Annotated in this window: 18 protein-coding genes and 1 pseudogene; 13 read left to right on the top strand and 6 right to left on the bottom strand. The window is 61.9% G+C overall.

Features of this window, described 5'->3' with window-relative positions; translation table 11 throughout:
* Positions 1-36: 36 nt before the first annotated feature.
* The 6 genes from moaA (at position 37) to nhaD (ending at position 7,439) form a co-directional block, all read left to right on the top strand.
* Complete coding sequence (gene moaA, locus JQ624_RS19640; RefSeq protein WP_212420544.1) at positions 37-1,071, top strand: GTP 3',8-cyclase MoaA; 1,035 nt, start codon at positions 37-39, stop codon at positions 1,069-1,071.
* A 354-nt stretch (positions 1,072-1,425) separates the two neighbouring features.
* Positions 1,426-1,965 (top strand): TRAP transporter small permease subunit, encoded by a 540-nt coding sequence (locus JQ624_RS19635; protein WP_212420543.1) that lies wholly within the window; start codon positions 1,426-1,428, stop codon positions 1,963-1,965.
* Complete coding sequence (locus JQ624_RS19630) at positions 1,962-3,563, top strand: TRAP transporter large permease subunit (RefSeq protein ID WP_212420542.1); 1,602 nt, start codon at positions 1,962-1,964, stop codon at positions 3,561-3,563. The genes JQ624_RS19635 and JQ624_RS19630 overlap by 4 nt, the downstream gene beginning before the upstream one ends.
* Positions 3,564-3,770: 207 nt before the next feature.
* Positions 3,771-4,352, top strand: a complete 582-nt coding sequence (locus JQ624_RS19625) for a TRAP transporter small permease subunit (RefSeq protein WP_212420601.1) — start codon at positions 3,771-3,773, stop codon at positions 4,350-4,352.
* A gap of 28 nt (positions 4,353-4,380) precedes the next feature.
* Positions 4,381-6,042, top strand: a complete 1,662-nt coding sequence (locus JQ624_RS19620; protein WP_212420541.1) for a TRAP transporter large permease subunit — start codon at positions 4,381-4,383, stop codon at positions 6,040-6,042.
* A gap of 116 nt (positions 6,043-6,158) precedes the next feature.
* On the top strand, positions 6,159-7,439 hold the full coding sequence (gene nhaD, locus JQ624_RS19615) for a sodium:proton antiporter NhaD (RefSeq protein WP_212420540.1): 1,281 nt from the start codon (positions 6,159-6,161) through the stop codon (positions 7,437-7,439).
* Between the two features lie 167 nt (positions 7,440-7,606).
* On the opposite strand, the gene JQ624_RS19610 is transcribed toward nhaD, so the two are convergent.
* The 4 genes from JQ624_RS19610 to JQ624_RS19595 form a co-directional block, all read right to left on the bottom strand.
* On the bottom strand, positions 7,607-8,695 hold the full coding sequence (locus tag JQ624_RS19610) for a TRAP transporter substrate-binding protein (RefSeq protein WP_212420539.1): 1,089 nt from the start codon (positions 8,693-8,695) through the stop codon (positions 7,607-7,609).
* Between the two features lie 272 nt (positions 8,696-8,967).
* Entirely contained in the window at positions 8,968-10,056 is a 1,089-nt protein-coding gene (locus JQ624_RS19605; protein WP_212420538.1) for a TRAP transporter substrate-binding protein, read from the bottom strand.
* A gap of 186 nt (positions 10,057-10,242) precedes the next feature.
* On the bottom strand, positions 10,243-11,388 hold the full coding sequence (locus JQ624_RS19600; RefSeq protein WP_212420537.1) for an Mrp/NBP35 family ATP-binding protein: 1,146 nt from the start codon (positions 11,386-11,388) through the stop codon (positions 10,243-10,245).
* Between the two features lie 175 nt (positions 11,389-11,563).
* Entirely contained in the window at positions 11,564-12,001 is a 438-nt protein-coding gene (locus JQ624_RS19595; RefSeq protein ID WP_212420536.1) for a VOC family protein, read from the bottom strand.
* Between the two features lie 162 nt (positions 12,002-12,163).
* Between JQ624_RS19595 and JQ624_RS19590 the strand changes: the two are divergent.
* The 4 genes and pseudogenes from JQ624_RS19590 to JQ624_RS19575 all read left to right on the top strand — a co-directional run.
* A pseudogene (locus tag JQ624_RS19590) lies at positions 12,164-13,045 on the top strand (NAD(P)-dependent oxidoreductase); the annotation flags it as partial.
* A 202-nt stretch (positions 13,046-13,247) separates the two neighbouring features.
* Positions 13,248-14,852, top strand: coding sequence for a HAMP domain-containing sensor histidine kinase (locus JQ624_RS19585; RefSeq protein WP_212420534.1), 1,605 nt, complete (start codon positions 13,248-13,250; stop codon positions 14,850-14,852).
* 45 nt (positions 14,853-14,897) lie between these two features.
* Positions 14,898-15,101 carry a DUF1289 domain-containing protein gene (locus JQ624_RS19580; RefSeq protein WP_212420533.1) on the top strand — a complete coding sequence of 68 codons (204 nt, stop codon included), beginning with the start codon at positions 14,898-14,900 and terminating at the stop codon, positions 15,099-15,101.
* 28 nt (positions 15,102-15,129) lie between these two features.
* Positions 15,130-15,681 (top strand): TIGR02281 family clan AA aspartic protease, encoded by a 552-nt coding sequence (locus JQ624_RS19575; RefSeq protein ID WP_212420532.1) that lies wholly within the window; start codon positions 15,130-15,132, stop codon positions 15,679-15,681.
* 97 nt (positions 15,682-15,778) lie between these two features.
* Here the strand turns inward: JQ624_RS19575 and JQ624_RS19570 are convergent, their stop codons facing one another.
* Positions 15,779-16,168: an MAPEG family protein gene (locus JQ624_RS19570; RefSeq protein ID WP_212420531.1), complete on the bottom strand. Its 390-nt coding sequence runs from the start codon at positions 16,166-16,168 to the stop codon at positions 15,779-15,781.
* Between the two features lie 287 nt (positions 16,169-16,455).
* Between JQ624_RS19570 and JQ624_RS19565 the strand changes: the two genes are divergently transcribed.
* A complete protein-coding gene (locus JQ624_RS19565; RefSeq protein WP_212420530.1) occupies positions 16,456-16,650 on the top strand; it encodes a hypothetical protein in 195 nt (64 codons plus the stop codon).
* A 154-nt stretch (positions 16,651-16,804) separates the two neighbouring features.
* Here the strand turns inward: JQ624_RS19565 and JQ624_RS19560 are convergent, their stop codons facing one another.
* Positions 16,805-17,287: a MarR family winged helix-turn-helix transcriptional regulator gene (locus JQ624_RS19560; RefSeq protein WP_212420529.1), complete on the bottom strand. Its 483-nt coding sequence runs from the start codon at positions 17,285-17,287 to the stop codon at positions 16,805-16,807.
* A gap of 173 nt (positions 17,288-17,460) precedes the next feature.
* Here JQ624_RS19560 and JQ624_RS19555 point away from each other — a divergent pair, with 173 nt between their 5' ends.
* Together JQ624_RS19555 and JQ624_RS19550 are read left to right on the top strand one after the other, a co-directional pair.
* Positions 17,461-17,979 (top strand): flavin reductase family protein, encoded by a 519-nt coding sequence (locus tag JQ624_RS19555; RefSeq protein WP_212420528.1) that lies wholly within the window; start codon positions 17,461-17,463, stop codon positions 17,977-17,979.
* A gap of 55 nt (positions 17,980-18,034) precedes the next feature.
* Positions 18,035-19,267, top strand: a complete 1,233-nt coding sequence (locus tag JQ624_RS19550; protein WP_212420527.1) for an acyl-CoA dehydrogenase family protein — start codon at positions 18,035-18,037, stop codon at positions 19,265-19,267.
* The last annotated feature ends 19 nt before the right edge of the window (positions 19,268-19,286 follow it).

Genomic DNA, 19,286 nt, shown 5'->3' with positions numbered 1-19,286 from the left:
GCGGGGCGCCCCGCGCCGAAACCAGCAAGGCAGGCTATGAGCGGTTCCTCGTTGACTTCATCCGATCAGCGGTTCCAGCCGATGGTCGATCCGTTCGGCCGGACCATCCGGTATCTGCGCGTGTCGGTGACCGATCGCTGCGACCTGCGCTGCTTCTACTGCATGTCCGAGGACATGACGTTCCTGCCGAAAGCCGATCTCCTGACGCTGGAAGAACTCGACCGGCTGTGCTCGGCCTTCATCGCCAAGGGCGTGCGCAAGATCCGCCTCACCGGCGGCGAGCCGCTGGTCCGGCGCAACGTGATGTCGCTGGTGCGCTCGCTGTCGCGGCATCTTTCAAGCGGCGCGCTCGATGAACTGACGCTGACCACCAACGCTTCGCAACTGGCGCGCTTCGCCGGCGAATTGCGCGACTGCGGCGTCCGCCGCGTCAACGTCTCGCTCGACACGCTCGATGCACAGAAGTTCCGCGCCATCACGCGCTGGGGCGATCTCGACAAGGTGTTGGCCGGCATCGAGGCTGCGCGCGACGCGGGCCTTGCGGTCAAGATCAACGCGGTGGCCCTGAAGAACATGAACGAGGAGGAAATCCCCGCGCTGATGGAATGGGCGCACGGCAAGGGCATGGCGCTGACGCTGATCGAAGTCATGCCGATGGGCGACATCGGCGAAGGCCGCATCGATCAGTACGTGCCGCTGTCGCTTCTGCGCGCCCGCCTCGCCAAGCACTACACGCTGACCGACCTGGACGACGATACCGGCGGCCCCGCCCGCTATGTCCGCGTGGCCGAGACCGGCGGCAAGCTCGGCTTCATCACGCCGATGACGCATAATTTCTGCGAGTCCTGTAACCGGGTACGGATCACCTGCACCGGCACGCTGCATACCTGCCTCGGCCACGAGGATGCCTCCGATTTGCGCAAACCGCTACGGGCTTCCCCCGACGACGACCTGCTGTCGGCCACCATCGATCGCGCCATCGGACTGAAGCCGAAGGGCCACGACTTCATCATCGACCGCCGGCATAACCGCCCCAGTGTCAGCCGCCACATGAGCGTTACCGGCGGTTGAAATTTTCGGTACCAAGTCAAGGCTTTCGCGCAACAAATTGACCCTGCGCGCCGATTTTCCATTCCCCAATTGACGCCGACCCGCCGCGCTGAAATGGTGCGGCTGCTTTCACGCCAGCACGGCCGCAACAGGCCGCTGCATCTTCAAGGTGCAGTCAAGACGGCGGTAGCGCGAGATTGGGGGAGGACTATCGTTGCAATCGCTCCAGCGAATGAGCTGTGGATCCGCGCGTTTTTCGCGCCGGAACGAAACCGCGCGATTGCCGCGTTGGCAGCTCTGGGCGCCTGGTGCGGGGCGGCAACGCAATATCAATGAATAATCCGGCGCGTCGATGACGTGTCCGAGGAGAGCGTAATGCGCCCATTGTTGGCACTGAGTAATTCAATCGATTGGCTCAACGAGAAACTAGGCGGCATCTGCAACTGGCTCGTGCTCGCAGCCTGCGTGGTGAGCGCCGCCAACGCGATGATCCGCTACGCCTTCGGCTACAGCTCCAACAGCTGGCTCGAATTGCAGTGGTACATGTTCGCCATCTTCGTGATGTTCGGCGCCTCCTATACCTTCAAGAAGAACGAGCATGTGCGCGTTGAAATTCTCTACCTGATGCTGTCCGAGCGCGGCCAGCTCTGGCTCGACATGATCGGAACGCTTTGCTTCCTGATCCCGTCCTGCCTGCTGCTCAGCTATCTGTCGTGGCCGTTCTTCATGCAGGCCTACGCCGTCGGCGAGGCTTCGAGCAATGCCGGCGGCCTGCTGCGCTGGCCGATCAAGCTCGTCGTTCCCGTGGGATTCGTTTGCCTGGCGCTGCAAGGCGTCTCCGAGGTGATCAAGCGCATCGCTGCACTGAAGGGTTATGTCGTGATCGATGCGAAGTACGAGAGGCCTACCCAATGATCACGCTGGAGATGATGCCGCCGCTGATGTTCGGCGGCTTGATTCTGGCCATGCTGATCGGCTTTCCGGTGGCCTTCACGCTGGCAGCACTCGGGCTGTCGTTCGGGTTCCTGTCGATCTATCTCGGCTTCTTCGACATGAACTTCCTGCAGGCAATTCCGGGCCGCATTTTCGGCGGTGTGCTTTCCAACGAATTGCTGCTGGCGATTCCGTTCTTTACCTTCATGGGCTCCGTGCTCGAGCGGTGCGGCCTTGCCGAGGACATGCTGGATTCGATGGGCCAGTTGTTCGGCCCGATCCGCGGCGGCCTCGGCTATTCCGTCATCATCGTCGGCTTCATCCTCGGCGCGATCACCGGCACGGTGGCAGCGCAAGTCATCGCCATGGCGCTGATCTCGATGCCGGTCATGCTGCGCTATGGCTACAACGTGCGCTACATCACCGGCGTGCTCGCTGCGTCCGGCACCATCACCCAGTTGGTGCCGCCCTCGCTGGTGCTGATCGTGATGGCCGACCAGCTCGGCAAGTCGGTCGGCGACATGTATCTCGGCGCCTGGGGGCCATCGGTGCTCCAGATCGCCCTGTTCGCCGGCTACACGTTCTTCCTCGGGCTCTTCCTGCCCCATCACGTGCCGGCGGTGCCCAAGGACGCGCGGACGCTGACCGGCTGGCCGCTCTGGCGCAAATGCCTGATGGGCATCATCCCGTCGGCCGTTCTGATCTTCGTGGTGCTGGGCACCATGATGCTCGGCCTTGCGACGCCGACCGAAGCCGGCGCGATGGGCGCCATCGGCGCCATCGTCCTCGCCGCGATTCACCACAAGGATCTGAGCAGCAAAGGACACAAGATGCTGCTCATCGGTGTCGTCGCCACCGGCATCGGCGCGATCATCGGGGTGCTGCTCGGCGAGGGCAAGCTGTTCAAGCTGACTTTCGCGGTGGTCTATCTCGCCGTCGTCTGGCTCTGCCTCGAAGCCGTCCGCATCCCGGACCTGCGCGACCTGATCAAGCAGGGCTATCAGTCGACGATGCGCCTCTCCACCATGGTGGTGTTCATCCTGATCGGCTCGACCTGTTTCTCGGTGGTGTTCCTCGGCGTCTCCGGCGGCGTCTGGCTTGAGGACCACCTGACCTCGCTTCCCGGCGGCGTCTGGGGTTTCCTGATCTTCATCAACCTTTTCATCTTCTTCCTGGCGTTCTTCCTCGACTTCTTCGAGATCGCCTTCATCATCCTGCCGATGGTGGCGCCGATCGCGCAGAAGGTGCTGGCGCCGGTGGTGGGGCCGGACGCCGCGCTGATCTGGTTCGGCGTCATGCTCTGCGTCAACATGCAGACGTCGTTCCTGCATCCGCCGTTCGGATTCGCGCTGTTCTATCTGCGTGGCGTCGCGCCGAAGGAGGTCAAGAGTTCCGACATCTATTGGGGGGCGCTACCCTGGATCGGCCTGCAGGCGATCATGGTCGCGATCGTGATCGCCTTCCCCGTCACGGTGACGGCTCTGCTCGACAAGCCGCTCGACGTCGATCTCAGCAAGGTCAAAATCGTGGTGCCGGAAATCGAGCTCCCACCGCTGGATTTCGGCCCGCAAAAGCAATAGCAAGCCCCGGGTCCGGGTTGGCCGGGGCCTGGGGGTGGACGACCCCGATCCACAGGGCTAATTCCCTTTCTATATCAACAAACTTCCAATTGACGACGGCGGCTACCGCTGGTTTGGTGCGGTGGCTTCATGCTAGCCGGGCTCGATAAGCCGCTGCGCCGTCAGGGTGCCGTCAAGACTGCAGATGCGAATTGGGGAGGGATACCGTTGCAAGCGCTCTTGAAACTGAGCCGTGGAATCGACGCGTTCACGAGGTGGACGGGCAAGCGCCTGGCCTGGCTGATTCTTGTTGCCGTCGTGATATCGGCCATCAATGCCGTTATGCGCAAAACGTTCGACATTTCTTCCAATTCATGGCTGGAGCTTCAATGGGTGCTTTTCAGCATCGTCTTTCTCCTTTGCTCGCCGTGGACCTTGCTGGATAACGAACACATCCGGATCGACATCGTCAGCAATGCGCTGCCAAAAACCGCACGTAACGTGATTGACGTCGTTGGACACGCATTCTTTCTGATGCCGCTGTGCATCGTCATGATCATCACCGGCGGTCCGTTCTTCATGCGGTCGCTCGAGGTTAACGAGCAATCGGGCAACGCAGGCGGGCTTCCGCAATGGCCCGCCAAATCGCTGGTTATCATCGGATTCGCGTTCTTGCTGGTTCAGGGCATTTCCGAACTGATCAAGCGCATCGCCGTGATGCGCGGCCTTATTCCGGATCCACACGCATCACAGGTACACGCGCTCGAGGCCGAGGTCGAACACCTGGTCGAGGCGATCGAAAAACGCTGATCGCAGGCGCGGTGGCAGAGGACAAGAGATGACAGCCTTTCTTATCGCCAACATGGCGCCGATTATGTTCGCGTCGCTGGTGGTCATGCTGCTGCTTGGCTATCCGGCGGCGTTTTCGCTCGGTGCGGTCGGCCTGCTTTACGCTGTCGCCGGCATCGAACTTGGCGAGTTCCGCCCGGACTTCCTGCAAGCGCTTCCCGAGCGCGTTTACGGCGTAATGAACAACGACACGCTGCTCGCGATCCCGTTCTTTACGTTCATGGGATTGGTTCTGGAGCGATCCGGCATGGCCGAGGACTTGCTCGATACCATCGGGCAGTTGTTCGGCACCATCCGCGGCGGCCTCGCCTACGCCGTCGTGTTCGTCGGCGCCCTGCTCGCGGCAACGACCGGCGTCGTTGCCGCTTCCGTCATCTCGATGGGCCTGATCTCGCTGCCGATCATGTTGCGCTATGGCTACGACCGCCGGATGGCGACGGGCATCATCGCGGCGTCAGGCACGCTGGCGCAAATCATTCCGCCCTCGCTGGTTCTGATCGTGATGGCCGACCAGCTCGGCAAGTCGGTCGGCGACATGTACGAAGGCGCCTTCATTCCTGGCATGGTGCTTGCGGGCCTGTATGCCGGATATGCCTTTCTCGTGACGATGATCTTCCCGAAGGCGGCGCCGGGGCTGCCACCAGACGCCATTGGCTTCCGCGAGAAGGATGGCAGCCGCGGCTTGCTTTCGCTCGGCGTGCTCACGCTGGCGAGCGTGGCTTTCGGCTGGTTCATGATGCGGCACTCTGATACCCACGGCGCCGATTTCGTCGTGCTGAGCATGTTCTACGGTATCCTGTTCGCATTCTTCGTCGCCGTCCTGAACTGGGTGATCGACAAACTTACAGGGTTCCGCTTCCTGTCCGCGATGGCGCAACAAACAACGTTTGTCATGGTGCCACCGCTGTTCCTGATCTTCCTTGTGCTCGGTACGATCTTCATCGGCATCGCGACCCCCACCGAGGGCGGCGCGATGGGCGCTGCCGGTGCGATCATACTCGGAGCGGCCAAGCGACGGCTGAGCTGGGACCTGATCCGGCAAGCCACGGAGTCGACCGCGAAGCTTTCCGCCTTCGTCGTCTTCATCCTGATCGGTGCGCGCGTGTTCTCGCTGACCTTCTACGGCGTGAACGGCCACGTATGGGTCGAGCACCTGCTGACGTCCCTCCCCGGCGGCCAGGTCGGCTTCCTCATTTTCGTCAACGCGCTTGTCTTCGTTCTCGCCTTCTTCCTCGACTTCTTCGAACTCGCCTTCATCATCATCCCGCTGCTCGGGCCGGTGGCGGAAAAGCTCGGCATCGACCTGATCTGGTTCGGCGTGATCCTCGGCGTCAACATGCAGACGTCATTCATGCATCCGCCGTTCGGGTTCGCCTTGTTCTATTTGCGCTCAGTCGCCCCGAAAGAATCCTACATCGATCGTGTCACCGGCAAGCGTATGGATCCGGTCACGACCGGCCAGATTTATTGGGGCGCCGTGCCGTTCGTGGTGATTCAGGTCATCATGGTGCTGCTGGTGATCGCGTTCCCGCAGATGGTGATGCACTATAAGGGCGCAGCATCGACAGTCGACCCGAGCACCATCAAGATCGAGGTACCGCAGATCGAGGAGATGCCGCCGCTGGACTTTGGGCCGCCACCCAAGAACTGATCCCGTCTCTCAACGTTGCAGAATTGCACGTGCTTTCGAGCGTTCAATATCTGTGAGCGCGGGAACGGCCGGCCTGGCTGATCAATCCACTTTATGCCCTATTGAGGAGACCGGACTTGATAGGCGCAATCGTCGTAATTTTCGTCATCGCATACGCCGCCATTGCGCTGGAGCATCCGATCAAGATCAACAAGTCGGCTTCGGCACTGGTCGGTGCCGGGTTGCTGTGGACGGTTTACGCCGTATGGAGCGGCGATCACGCCCTTGTCGAACGACAGCTGAACGAGTCGGTTTCGTCCACCGCTCAAATTGTATTCTTCCTGATCGGAGCCATGACGATCGTCGAGGTGATCGACGCGCATAACGGGTTTGAAGTCATCACCTCGCTCATCCGCACCAGGAAGCAAGTAACCTTGATGTGGCTCGTTGGCTTTGTGACCTTCTTCCTGAGCGCGGTGCTCGACAATTTGACGACAACGATCGTCATGATCTCGCTCATGAAGAAGCTGTTAGGCGACCAGAGAGATCGCCTGTTTTTCGCGGCAATGATCGTGATCGCGGCTAATGCCGGTGGCGCCTGGTCGGCAATAGGCGATGTAACGACGACGATGCTCTGGATCGGAGGTCAGATCACGCCCCTCGCGATCCTGAAGGCGCTATTCCTGCCATCGCTGATCAACCTTGTCGTCCCGCTGCTCGTCGTAAGCTTCCAGTTGAGGGGACAAGTGGTTGTTCCGCCGCCCCGGGTCGAACAAGATGGTTTCCAAACCAGCCTGTTCGAGCGCAATCTCACTTTCTTCCTCGGGCTGGGCATTCTCGTGATGGTACCGGCGTTCAAGACCATCACTCACCTACCGCCGTTCATGGGAATACTTTTTGGCCTCGGCATTCTCTGGACGGTTGGTGAATTGGTTCATCGGGATAAGGAAGACGACGAGAAGAAGCGGCTTACCCTGGTTCACGCGCTGACTCGGATCGACATGGGTTCGATCGTCTTCTTCATCGGAATCTTGTTGGCGGTTGCTACCCTGGAGCACGCCCACATTCTCGAAAAGCTCGCCAAATGGCTGGACTCGAGCGTCGGGCGCCAGGACATCATCGTGGTCATGCTGGGCCTGCTCAGCGCCATCGTAGACAATGTTCCGCTGGTGGCGGCATCCATGGGGATGTATAGCCTGACGCAATATCCGCCCGACAGTTTTCTTTGGGAATTCATTGCCTACTGCGCCGGTACAGGCGGATCGATCCTGATCATTGGTTCGGCCGCAGGCGTAGCCGCGATGGCGCTCGAAAAGATCCACTTCTTTTGGTATGTACGGCGCATCAGCGGCTTGGCGCTGCTGGGTTACTTCGGCGGGGTCGCCGCCTACATCGTGCAGTATCAGCTACTTCACTGAACGCATTGGTCAGGCGATCACCAACCCCTGAGAACTTCATCGTCGCAAAAAAGCCCCGGAGCTTGGCTCCGGGGTTTTTGTCTTGATGCGTTTTCTTCGCGAACCGCTCTCGCCCCACGGATCGAGTCCGAGGGCATGCTTGGCTCGAAAACGCCGTTACGACACGGTCAACCCTGCGGATTGCGCGCCATGAAGCTGTCGTAACCGAGCTCCGCCACCTGGAACCACTGGTACCCGTTTGACGTGAACGCGTTCATCGACTCCAGCACCTTCTTGAAGTTCGGATTGGTCGCCGAGGTTTCGGCGTACAATTCCTTGGTCGCCTTCAGGCAGGCCTGCATGATCGGCGGTGAAAAGGCATGGAGCTTGGTACCTCCGGCGAGCAATTTCTTCAGCGCCGGCGGATTGCCCTGATCGTATTTGGCCATCATCCAGCTGTTGGCGGCCTGCCCCGCCTGCTCGATGGCGCTTTGATAGGCCTTCGGCAGCGAATTCCACTTATCCAGATTGACGAGGCCGAGCAGCATCGGGCCACCCTCCCACCAGCCGGGATAGTAATAATGCGGCGCGACCTTGTTGAAGCCGAGCTTCTCGTCGTCATAGGGCCCGACCCATTCCGCCGCGTCGATCGTGCCCTTTTCGAGCGCGGGATAGATGTCGCCTCCGGCAAGCTGCTGCGGCACGACGCCCAGTTTCTGCATCACGCGGCCGGCAAAGCCGCCGATGCGCATCTTCAGCCCCTTCAGATCGTCGACGGTGTTGATCTCCTTGCGGAACCAGCCGCCCATCTGGCAGCCGGTATTGCCAGCCAGAAACGAGGTGACGTTGTAGCTCTTGTAGAACTGGTTGAGCAGGTCCCTGCCGCCGCCCAGCATGTACCAGGCCTGGTTGAGGCGCTGGTTGGGACCGAACGGCACGGCCGTTCCGAAGGCAAAGGTCGGATCCTTGCCGAAATAATAATAGGAGGCGGTATGGCCCATCTCGACGGTGCCGTTCTGCACGGCATCGAGCGCCTGCAGGCCGGGAACGATTTCGCCGCCGGCAAAGGCCTGAATCTGGAACTTGTTGTCGGTGGCTTCGGCAACGAGTTTGACCATCAGTTCGACGCCGCCCCACAAGGTGTCCAGTGATTTCGGCCAGCTCGCCGTCAAACGCCATTTGAGTTCCGGCATCGACTGCGCGATGGCGGGGGCCGCCAAGGTTGCGGCGCCCGCCGCGCCAATGCCGGTTACTTTAAGAAAATCTCTTCTTTTCATTGAATCCATCCCTGTTGGTTGCACGTGTCAGCCTTCTTGGCGAGGCTTGCCGCCAGCATGGAACATCCGGTTCCCGATTTCCATCCCCGACCGGCTGCAAAACGCAAAAAAGCCCGGCCTCTCAAGGAGACCGGGCCTCTTTCTGCACGTGTGGATAGAGCCTGGCCCTCAGGGGCCAGGCTCCATTTCCTTTTGACGCGTTTTCTTAACGTGAACCGGTAACCACCCACGGATCAAGTCCGAGGGCATGCTTCGCCCGAAAACGCTACGTATCAGCCGCGCGTGCGCGAGCGGATCATGAAGCTGTCATAGGTGTATTCGGCAACCTGCCACCACAGATACTGGTCGGAACGGTAAGCCTGCATCGCGTCGATCGACTTCTTGAAGTCGGCGTTCTTGCCGGAGATCTCGGCCCACAATTCGTTGGTGGCCTTCAGGCAGGCTTCCAGCACTTCATTGGTGAAGGGACGAAGCTGCGTGCCGCCGGCGACCAGACGCTTCAGCGCCGCCGGATTCTGCATGTCGTAACGCGCGTTCATCCAGCTGTTGGCGTTGGCGCACGCATTGGTCAGGATTGCCTGGTAGTTCTTCGGCAGTGCATTCCACTTCTCGAGATTGCAGAAGGAGTGAACCGTCGGGCCGCCTTCCCAGAAGCCTGGATAATAGTAGTACTTCGCGACCTTGGCGAAGCCGAGCTTTTCGTCGTCGTAGGGACCGACCCACTCAGCCGCGTCAATGGTGCCCTTTTCGAGCGCGGGATAGATGTCGCCGCCGCCGAGCTGCTGCGGCACCACGCCGACCTTCTGCAGCACTTGACCGGCGATGCCGCCGATGCGCATCTTGAGGCCCGACAGGTCGGCAACTGTCTTGATCTCCTTGCGGAACCAGCCGCCCATCTGGGTGCCGGTGTTGCCGGTGGGGAAGCCGATCACGCCGAACTTCTTGAAGAACTCGTTGCCGAGCGCTTCACCGCCGCCCTGATACCACCACGAGTTATTCTGGCGGGCGTTGAGGCCGAACGGGACCGAGGCGAAGATCGCAAAGGTCGGGTCCTTGCCGACATAGTAATAGGAGACGGTGTGGCACATCTCGACAGTGCCGTTGGAGGTGGCGTCGAGCGCCTGCAGAGCCGGTGCGAGTTCGCCGGCCGCGAACACCTGAATCTGGAACTTGTTGTCGGTCATTTCGGCGACGTATTTCGACACCTGTTCAGCGCCGCCATAGATGGTGTCGAGCGACTTCGGGAAGCTCGACGTCAGGCGCCATTTGATCTCAGGCGACGATTGCGCGATCGCCGGCGAGGCAACGGCTGTCGCGGCAGCACCGGCCGCTGAAACCTTCAAAAAATCACGACGCTTCATTCGAGTCTCCTTACGACGGGGCGTTTCCCATATTCCTCGAGCGTGATCTCCGGCGGGGCGAATTCCACGTCATCCGGGGCGCTCTGGCGGGGCGGCTTTAACACGGAAGTTCGCTATCGAAAACGCGACAAAGGCATGACTGCACTGAGTTAAACCAAAGTCTTAGGGGGCACAGATAAAGGGGCTTCAGGCGGCGGCGATGACGCCCTGAAGCTGGTCGCGGACCTTGGTCCCGATGGCCCGATAGATCGCGGCATGCGGACCGTCCGGGTCGCTCGCCACCACCGGGTTACCGTCATCGGAGGTGGTCCTGATCGACATGTGCAGCGGGATCTCGCCCAGGAACGGGACACCCAGCCGTTCCGCTTCATGCCGCGCGCCGCCATGACCGAAAATGTCCGAGCGCGTGCCGCATTCGGGGCACTGGAAGTAGCTCATGTTCTCGACGATGCCGAGCACCGGCACGTTGACCTTCTTGAACATCGCGAGCCCTCGCCGCGCGTCGATCAGCGACAGATCCTGCGGGGTCGAGATGATCACCGCTCCCTTCAGCGGCACATTCTGCGCCAGCGTCAATTGCGCATCGCCCGTGCCGGGCGGCATGTCGACGACCAGAATATCGAGCGTGCCCCACGCCACGTCGCGCAGCATCTGGGTGATGGCCGACATCACCATCGGCCCGCGCCAGATCATCGCGGTGTCTTCCTCCACCAGGAAGCCGATCGACATGATGGCAAGGCCGAAGCGCTGGATCGGAATCATCTTCCTGTTGTCATCGAGCTGCGGCTTCTCATGGATGCCGGTTAGCCGCGGCACCGACGGGCCGTAAATGTCGGCATCGAGCAGGCCGACGCGCAGGCCGAGATCGCGCAGGCCCAGCGCCAGGTTGAGCGCGGTGGTCGACTTGCCGACGCCGCCCTTGCCCGAGGCCACCGCGATGACAGCGGCAACGCCCGGGATCTCCGCCTGTTTCGACATCGGCGACGCTGCGCCTTGCGGCGGACGGTGCGCGGAAGCCGGTTGCACGCCGGGAGAATGTGAATGCGCGTGCCGATGCGGCGCAGGCACGGATGGCGGCGAGCCCGGCTTGCGCTCGGCCGTCAGCGCGATCATCGCCGCGGTGACGCCGGGAATCGCGCGCACGGCGGCCTCGGCCTGCGCGCGCACGCTTTCCCAGGCGCGGGCTTCCGCAGCGTCGACGTTGATGGAGAAAAACACCTTGCCGTCGGTGACCGAGATCGCCGACAGCACGTTGGCGTTGGTCAAGGCGACGCCGCGCGGCGACGCCACCTGCTTAAGGGAATCCAGAACCTGTTGCTGCGTAACGCTCACTCGCGCATCTCCTGAAGCCCTTTCGGTTCTGATTGAGAACCGGGCTCTACTCTCTTGTATTGACGCGCTTTCTTGACGCGACCCGATCCGCCTCGGACCAAATCCGAACAGCGGGCCTCGTTGCAAAACGCTATGCCAGTCCGATGCGACCCATAGAGCGGTTCAGCGCAAAAGGCTACCTCGCTCCCACATCATCGCGCCGCTCGGCGGGGGCTGAGGCCGTCTGCTCCTTGGCGGCTTCGTAGTTCAGCTCGATCATGACACCGTTGGGGTCATTGACGAAGATCTGCCAGAGGTCGCCGCCCGGCACCTGCCGGGAGTCGTAAGCCATGCCCTTCGCTTCCAGCCGCCGCTTCATGCCGTCAAAGCCGTAGCTGGCGAACGCGACATGGTGGACGACGCCGGAATCGGGCTTCTGCGGTTCCTCGGTCCTGGAGATATCGACGAGGTGCACCACCGCCTTGCCCTCGCTGTACATCCACGCCCCGGGGAAAGCAAAGTTCGGCCGGGCGCCCTTTTCCAGGCCCAGAATGTCCTCATAGAACCGGACCGTATCGGCAAGGTTGCGGGTCCGGATGTTGAAATGGTCGAGCACGCCCACGCTGACGCCCATGCGATGTCACTCCCTTTTTTGTGAGGTTCTTGAAGCCACTATCCTAGCACGAATCCGGCCCCGCCCGCCAAACGAAGGCGTTGCCCTCCCCTGCGCAGAGGTTATGGTGCGGCTCCCTCAAGAACACCGTCCGGCTAGCCCAATCGCCGGCAAAACTTCAAGGTAACACACATGGCTAAAGTCGCTTTTCTCGGTCTCGGCGTAATGGGCTTCCCCATGGCAGGACATCTGGTGAAAAAAGGCGGCCACGAGGTGACCGTGTACAACCGGACCGGGGCCAAGGCGAAGGAATGGGCGGATAAATTCGGCGGGCGCACCGCGCCGACGCCGAAGGAAGCGGCCGAAGGCCAGGACTTCGTGATGTGCTGCGTCGGCAACGACAATGATCTGCGTGCGGTCACGATCGGCGCCGATGGCGCCTTCGCCGGCATGAAAAAGGGCGCCATCTTCGTCGATCACACCACCGCCTCCGCCGAAGTTGCCCGCGAGCTCGACGCCGCCGCCACCAAGGCAGGCTTCAAGTTCATCGACGCGCCGGTGTCCGGTGGTCAGGCGGGTGCGGAAAACGGCGTGCTGACGGTGATGTGCGGGGGCAAGGAAGATGCCTATGCCGCGGCCGAGCCGATCATCGCCGGCGCCTACGCGCGGATGTGCAAGCTTCTCGGGCCCGCCGGCGCCGGCCAGCTCACCAAGATGGTCAACCAGATTTGCATCGCGGGCCTGGTCCAGGGCCTGTCCGAGGGCCTTCATTTCGCAAAGAAGTCGGGGCTCGACGTTCCGGCCGTGATCGAGACCATTTCCAAGGGCGCGGCGCAGTCCTGGCAGATGGAGAACCGCTACAAGACCATGAACGAGGGCAAGTTCGATTTCGGCTTTGCGGTCGAATGGATGCGCAAGGATCTCTCGATCTGCATCGCCGAAGCCCGCCGCAACGGCGCCAACCTGCCGGTGACCGCTTTGGTCGACCAGTTCTACGCCGAGGTCGAGAAGATGGGCGGCAAGCGCTGGGATACGTCGAGCCTGATGGCCCGGCTGGAGCGGTGAGTTAAAAAAACAGGTTAAGGCAAAGAGGATGGCCCCGCTTCTTATCCCGTCAGAAGCGGGGGTTCCGCCCGCCCGATAGGTTAATTTAACCCGTCGTTAACGGAAGTTTTTAGCTCTCTATAAGTCATCGCTTAATGATTTTGCGGCACAGATAGACAATGCAAGAGTCCGCGCGGTTCGCGGGCAGGATTTGTGTTGTTTGATGAGTAACCCCGCAGAAAAGCCTGAGGTTGTCCAGCTTCCGGCAGAAGCGCCGGTCACACAGCCGGTCAACACCCGGCGCGTGGCGGCGCAGCGGGTGCGCGAGGCGCGGGACCGCTTAACGTCATCAAGCGGTACCCGCCCGGCCTTCGATACCGAATTGCTCCGGCAATACGCCCAAACCCGGGTATCGGCCTCCTTCGTTGTCATGCTGCTGGTGGTTGCGACCGGCGTGCTGTTCGGCCTCTGGAAGTACGCCGTGCCGGCCGCAGTCTGGACCGTCGGCATGCTCTGCATCCATGCCGCCATCATTCGCAATTGCAGGCGCTTCCTCGGCGAGCAGCCCACACTCGCCGCCACGCGCAAATGGCAAACCCGGTTCGTGCTGCTCGACCTGCTCTACGGCCTGTGCTGGACGGCGATCCTGCTGCATCCGGCTGGCCTCGACGTCGTCTCGAACACGATGATGATGTTCCTGATGCTGCTGGTGATCGCGGTGTCGAGCATGCTGGCGGCGACGCTCCCCATTGCGGCGATGGCGGCGACCGCGCCGGTGACGGCGGCGATCGCGCTCAATTTCGTGCTGGGCGGAACCTTCGACAATTACGCACTCGCGCTGCTCGCGGTCGCCGCCGAAGCCTATTTCGCCCTGCTCGCCCATCAGCTCCATTCGACGACACTGGCGACCCTGGAAGCGCGCGCCGAAAAGGACGCGCTGATCGGCGAGCTCGAACAGGCCAAGGCGATCTCGGACGAAGCGCGGCACCGCGCCGAATCCGCCAACGTCGCCAAGTCGCGCTTTCTGGCGCAGATGAGCCATGAGCTGCGAACGCCGCTGAACGCGATCCTCGGCTTCTCCGAGGTGATGAAGAGCGAAATTTTTGGCGCGCATACGGTGCCGGTGTACAAGGAATATTCCGCCGACATCCATAGTTCGGGCGTTCACCTGCTCAATCTCATCAACGAGATTCTCGATTTGTCGCGGATCGAAGCCGGCCGCTACGAACTGAACGAGGAAGCGGTGTCGCTGGTGCATGTCGTGGCCGACTGCCACCATCTGTTGAAGCTGCGCGCGACCAGCCGCGGCATCACCATCCACGAGGTGTTCGAGCACGGCATGCCCAGGATCTGGGGCGACGAACGCGCCACGCGCCAGGTCGTGCTCAACCTGCTGTCCAACTCGATCAAGTTCACCCCGCAAGGCGGCGAGATCTGGCTCAAGGTGGGCTGGACCGCTTCCGGCGGGCAATATCTGAGCGTCAAGGACAACGGCTCCGGCATCGCCGAGGACGAGATTCCGATCGTGCTGGCTTCGTTCGGCCAGGGCTCCAACTCGATCAAATCGGCCGAACAGGGCGCGGGGCTGGGGCTTCCGATCGCAAAGAGCCTGATCGACATGCATGGCGGTACCTTCACGCTGAAATCGAAATTGCGCATCGGCACCGAAGTCATCGTCACCTTCCCGCCGGAGCGCGTGATGAGCGCGCTGGCGCCGATGGCCGAGGATGCCCCGCCCCTGCAGCCGGAACCCAACGCCGCAGCGTCCGCCGACGACAAGCGGCGGGCGCGTCACAAGCCGATCATGAGTGCAGGAACCGGGCTGTAACTGCAGCGCTTGCGCAAGGGACGCAAACCATTTCACTATCGATAAATGAGCAAAGAAACGCCGTGTATCGCAGTCTGTATGATGGACCCCAGAACCAAACTCTGCTTCGGCTGCGGACGAACGTTGCCGGAGATCGCGCGCTGGCACCGCATGGAGACAGCGGAGCGATTGGCCGTGATGGAAGGGCTTGCGGCGCGCATGGCGGAGGCCGGCCTCGTGCAGATGCCGCCGCGCGCCGAGCACGGCTGATCGCGGGACGAACCGGCGGAGGCGCGCAGTGATCCGCATCATGCTCGTTCTGGCGATGCTCGCCGCCACCGCCGGCGCCGTCGTCGCCTATGGCGATCCGGCCCAGATCGCGCGCGCCAGCAACTCGGTCACGAAAATGCTGCGGCAACGCAGCCAGGAGCCGGCGCCCGCCGTGCAGATCGCGCGCGGCAAAGCCGGCGAATTCGCGCTGCATGCCAAGATCAACGGCGTCAAGGCGCCGATGGTGATCGACACCGGCGCGACGTCGGTGGTACTGACCTGGGAGACGGCGAAGGCGATCGGCCTGCCGATCGAGATGCTCGAATACAATGTCGACGTCGAAACCGCCGGCGGCCACACCAAGGCGGCGCGGCTGACGCTCGATCGCCTCGCGGTAGGTCAGCTCGTCGAGAAATCGGTGCCGGCGCTGGTGGTGCCGCGCGGGCAGATGAAGACCAACCTGCTCGGCATGAGTTTTCTGGATCGGCTGGAAAGCTGGGGCGTGCAGGCCGACAAGGTGATGCTGCACGGCTATCCCGAGGTCGCAGGCCGGAGCAAGCGCCGTGCGGCGGCGAACTAAGGTGTCCGCTTAGCCTCCAAGAGCGGCGCAGAGGCAGACATGCCGATATCAACGCGATGCGCCGTCACTGGACGCGATACGTGCTTATCCCGCGTGTTCAAACAAACAAGTCGACCACGATCATGAAAATCCCCACCTGTGCGGCGAGCCAACAGACTGGCCGTACACCCACAGGGCCAAAGGCGTAGGCGGGAACGTAAACGAGCCGGGCGATGACGAACAACCAAGCCCCAATTGTCGACAGTGATCCAACGGCTTGAGCTGCATGCACCAGGAATAGTGCGGCGACGAACTGTGGAAATATCTCAAGCAGATTGCGGTGCGCCCGAACAAAGCGCCCGCTTACACCTGTAACCTCGCGCGCTTCATCGCGGGGCCCTGCGACCCAAACACCCCCGAGCTGACGGAGTGTCAGCACACTGGATAGGGTAAGCTGACCGACGGCCAGCAGCATGGCCGCAACTAACGCCCACAAATCGGCTGTCATGATTGCCTCGACTGGGATGATGCATGCGATCTGCATGTAAGAATCGTTCGCGTCGTTTTCACGGTACACCGATCACATTAGATAAACAGACATCCTCAGTCGCCGTCGGAACGTCTCAAAGGCGCCAAGGTCCCGGCCCGCGACGTCGCGAAACGGCGATTGTGCGACACATCGAAAGTGGCTCAGTTAAACCTCTTCCCCCTCCAAGGAGGGTGGCCGCCGCGCCGGTCCCTCCCCATTTTAGCTGCGTGGACGAACACGTCCTCGTGGGCCATCGGAGATCGGCAATGACCACAAGAACCTTTTGCAAGCTTGCCGCCGCCATCTTTGCCCTGATCGCACTTCTGCAGTTGATCCGGATTGTAATGGGGTGGTCCGTCACCTTGAATGGCGTTGATGTGCCGTTCTTGGCGAGCTGGATTGCCGTCACCGTGGCGGGCGCGTTGAGCTTCGTCGGCTTCCGCGCCGCCATGCGCAGCTGAAGACCTGGCGGCGCTCGCCCGGGCCGATCCGCCGCCGGGCAGCGGAGCAACTTCTTCCGGCGCGTATTCGCCCGACGCGCTTCCCGGCAAGCGGCCGCAAGCGGATTCGTCGAACGCGGGCCTTGCCTGGAAGGCCGCCATCTCCGCGGAGACGTCAGGCTTTTGACTTTGCCGCCTTGCGCGCCTTGTTCGCTTCCTCGATCTCGGGTTCGAGCGACTTCAGGCTCTCGTAGATCTCTGCCAGAATTGTCTTCAGGTCCGAAATATTCTTCGGCGGGAAATCGCGCACCGCAACCTCCTCGAAGCGGATGGCGATCGGGATCAGCTCTTCGACCAGTGACCGCCCCTTCGGCGTGAGATTGATCGCAACGGTGCGGCCGTTGTCCTTCAGCCGCGCGCGCGTGACGAGACCACGCCGTTTCATCTCCCCGACCAGCCGCGACAACGTCGATATCTCGATCGTCGTCATCGCAGCGAGATCCCCGAGCCGCTGATCGCCGGCCTCCCAAAGCGCGGCCATCACGCGATACATCGGCAGGGTCACGCCGTAGCCGGCAATGCGCCTGGAAAACAGCTCACCCATCTGCACGCCGACGCGGTTGAGCAAGTATGGAAAGGAATTTGTCAGTCTGTACAAAGTCTTGCGTCCTGCCTTGGTGCAACTTTTGCAGTCTCCCAATAGCCGGACATGAATCGTTTTTCAAGGCAATTGTTGCATTTGAAAATTTATCTTGACCTATATTTGCAAATGCAATTATTGTTCGCGAAAGTTAAGCCGCCGGACAAGAGCGGATTTCAGTGGAGGAAACCATGTCGCTGGATTCCGCATCCGACGAATTGCGTGAAACGTTCAAGCGCGCGTTGCGGCGATTTCCCGCGGCGGTGTCGGTCATCACCTCGGCTGACCAGGATCGCCGGCACGGGATGACAGCGACCGCCGTGACGTCGCTGTCGCTTGATCCCCCTTCCCTGATCGTTTGCATCAACCAGGCAACGCTGCTGCATGACATCATGCTGCTGGCGCGCCGGTTCTGCGTCAACGTACTGCGCCGCGATCAGGTCCCGCTTTCATCCGCCTTCAGCGGCGCGCTCCCGGCCGAAGAACGGTTCGGGCTCGGCGACTGGATGACTTCGGCCGAGGGCGTCACCTACCTCGCCGACGCGCAGATCAACATCTTCTGCAAGAAGGCAGCCGCCGTGCCCTACGGCACGCACACGATTTTCATCGGCGAGGCCGAGACCGTGAACGTGCGCGATCCGATCGAGCCGCTGATCTACCAGGATGCGACCTACTGTTTCTCGGTGCCGCACGACAGCCAGGCCGCATGAACCGCGCCAGCCACCCGACCGCTTTTCAAACCAATCGAAGACACGGAGCAAACCAATGGTATCAGTCGCCCAGTTGAAGGACGTGCCGGCACAGCCGTCGCTTCGCCCTGATATTGCCGAGTTGCGGAGCCGCGTGGCGCAGATCGCGCCGCAGATCAAGGCGCGCGCCCACACCACGGAAAAGGCCGGGCGCGTTCCGGAAGAGAACATCATTGCCCTGCGCAACATCGGCTATTTCGACATCGTCAAGCCGGCGATGTTCGGCGGCTACGAGCACGATTTCGATGTGCTGGTCGAACTGAACGTCGAGCTTGCGAAAAGCTGTGCCTCGACGGCATGGGTCGGCGGCCTGCTCGCGGCCCATCAATGGCTGATCGCGGGATTCTCCGAGGCCGCGCAGTGCGACGTCTGGGCCGGCAATCCCGACGCGGTGGCCTGCGGCTCCTACGCGCCGGCGGCCAAGGCGATCGAGGCCGAAGGCGGCTATCGCCTGACCGGGCGCTGGTCGTTCGCCAGCGGCTGCGACAACGCGCAATGGTCGCTGTGCGCGGCGCTGCTGCCGTCGAAGACCGAGAGCGGCCAGTTTGCGCCGGCCTTCCTGCTGGTCCCGGCGTCCGACTACGTCATCGACGACACCTGGAATGTCGTCGGCCTCAGCGGCACCGGCAGCAAGACGCTGGTGCTGTCGGATGTGTTCGTGCCCGCGCACCGCCTGCTGTCGTTCGCCGACACTACATCGGGAAAGACGCCGGGCGCCGCGCTTTATGCCAATAACCCCACCTTCTCGATCCCGATGCTGTCGAACATTCCCTCCTGCCTGGCATCGGCCGCGGTCGGCGCCGCTGCCGGCGCGCTGGAAGACTATCTTGCAGTCACCTCCAGGCGGATCACCCGCGGCGCGGTGGCGGGCCACAACAATCGCATGGCGGATTTCCCGACCATCCAGTTGCGGGTCGCGGAAGCGAGCGCCTCGGTCGATGCGGCGCGCGAAGTGCTGCTGCGCGATCTCAGGGACCGCGCGGGCACCGCACGCGATCACAGGCCGATTTCGATCGAGGACCGCATCGTCAGCCGCCGCGGCCAGGCGTTTTCGGTAGCCCTGGCCATTCGCGCCACCGAAGCGCTGAACGCCTCGACCGGCGGGCTCGGCCTCGATCTTTCCAATCCGGTGCAGCGTGCCTGGCGCGACGCCAATGCCGTCGGCCGCCACATCAGCATGAACTGGGATGCCGTCGGCACCATGTACGGCCAGCTCGCGCTCGGGCTGACCCCGCAAGGCCAATATTAATCAACATCAGACATCAGCG

Source organism: Bradyrhizobium sp. AUGA SZCCT0283, assembly GCF_018130385.1.
GTDB lineage: Bacteria > Pseudomonadota > Alphaproteobacteria > Rhizobiales > Xanthobacteraceae > Bradyrhizobium.
The sequence above is the reverse complement of the archived record's forward strand: the minus strand, read 5'-3'. Positions and strand labels throughout refer to the sequence as shown.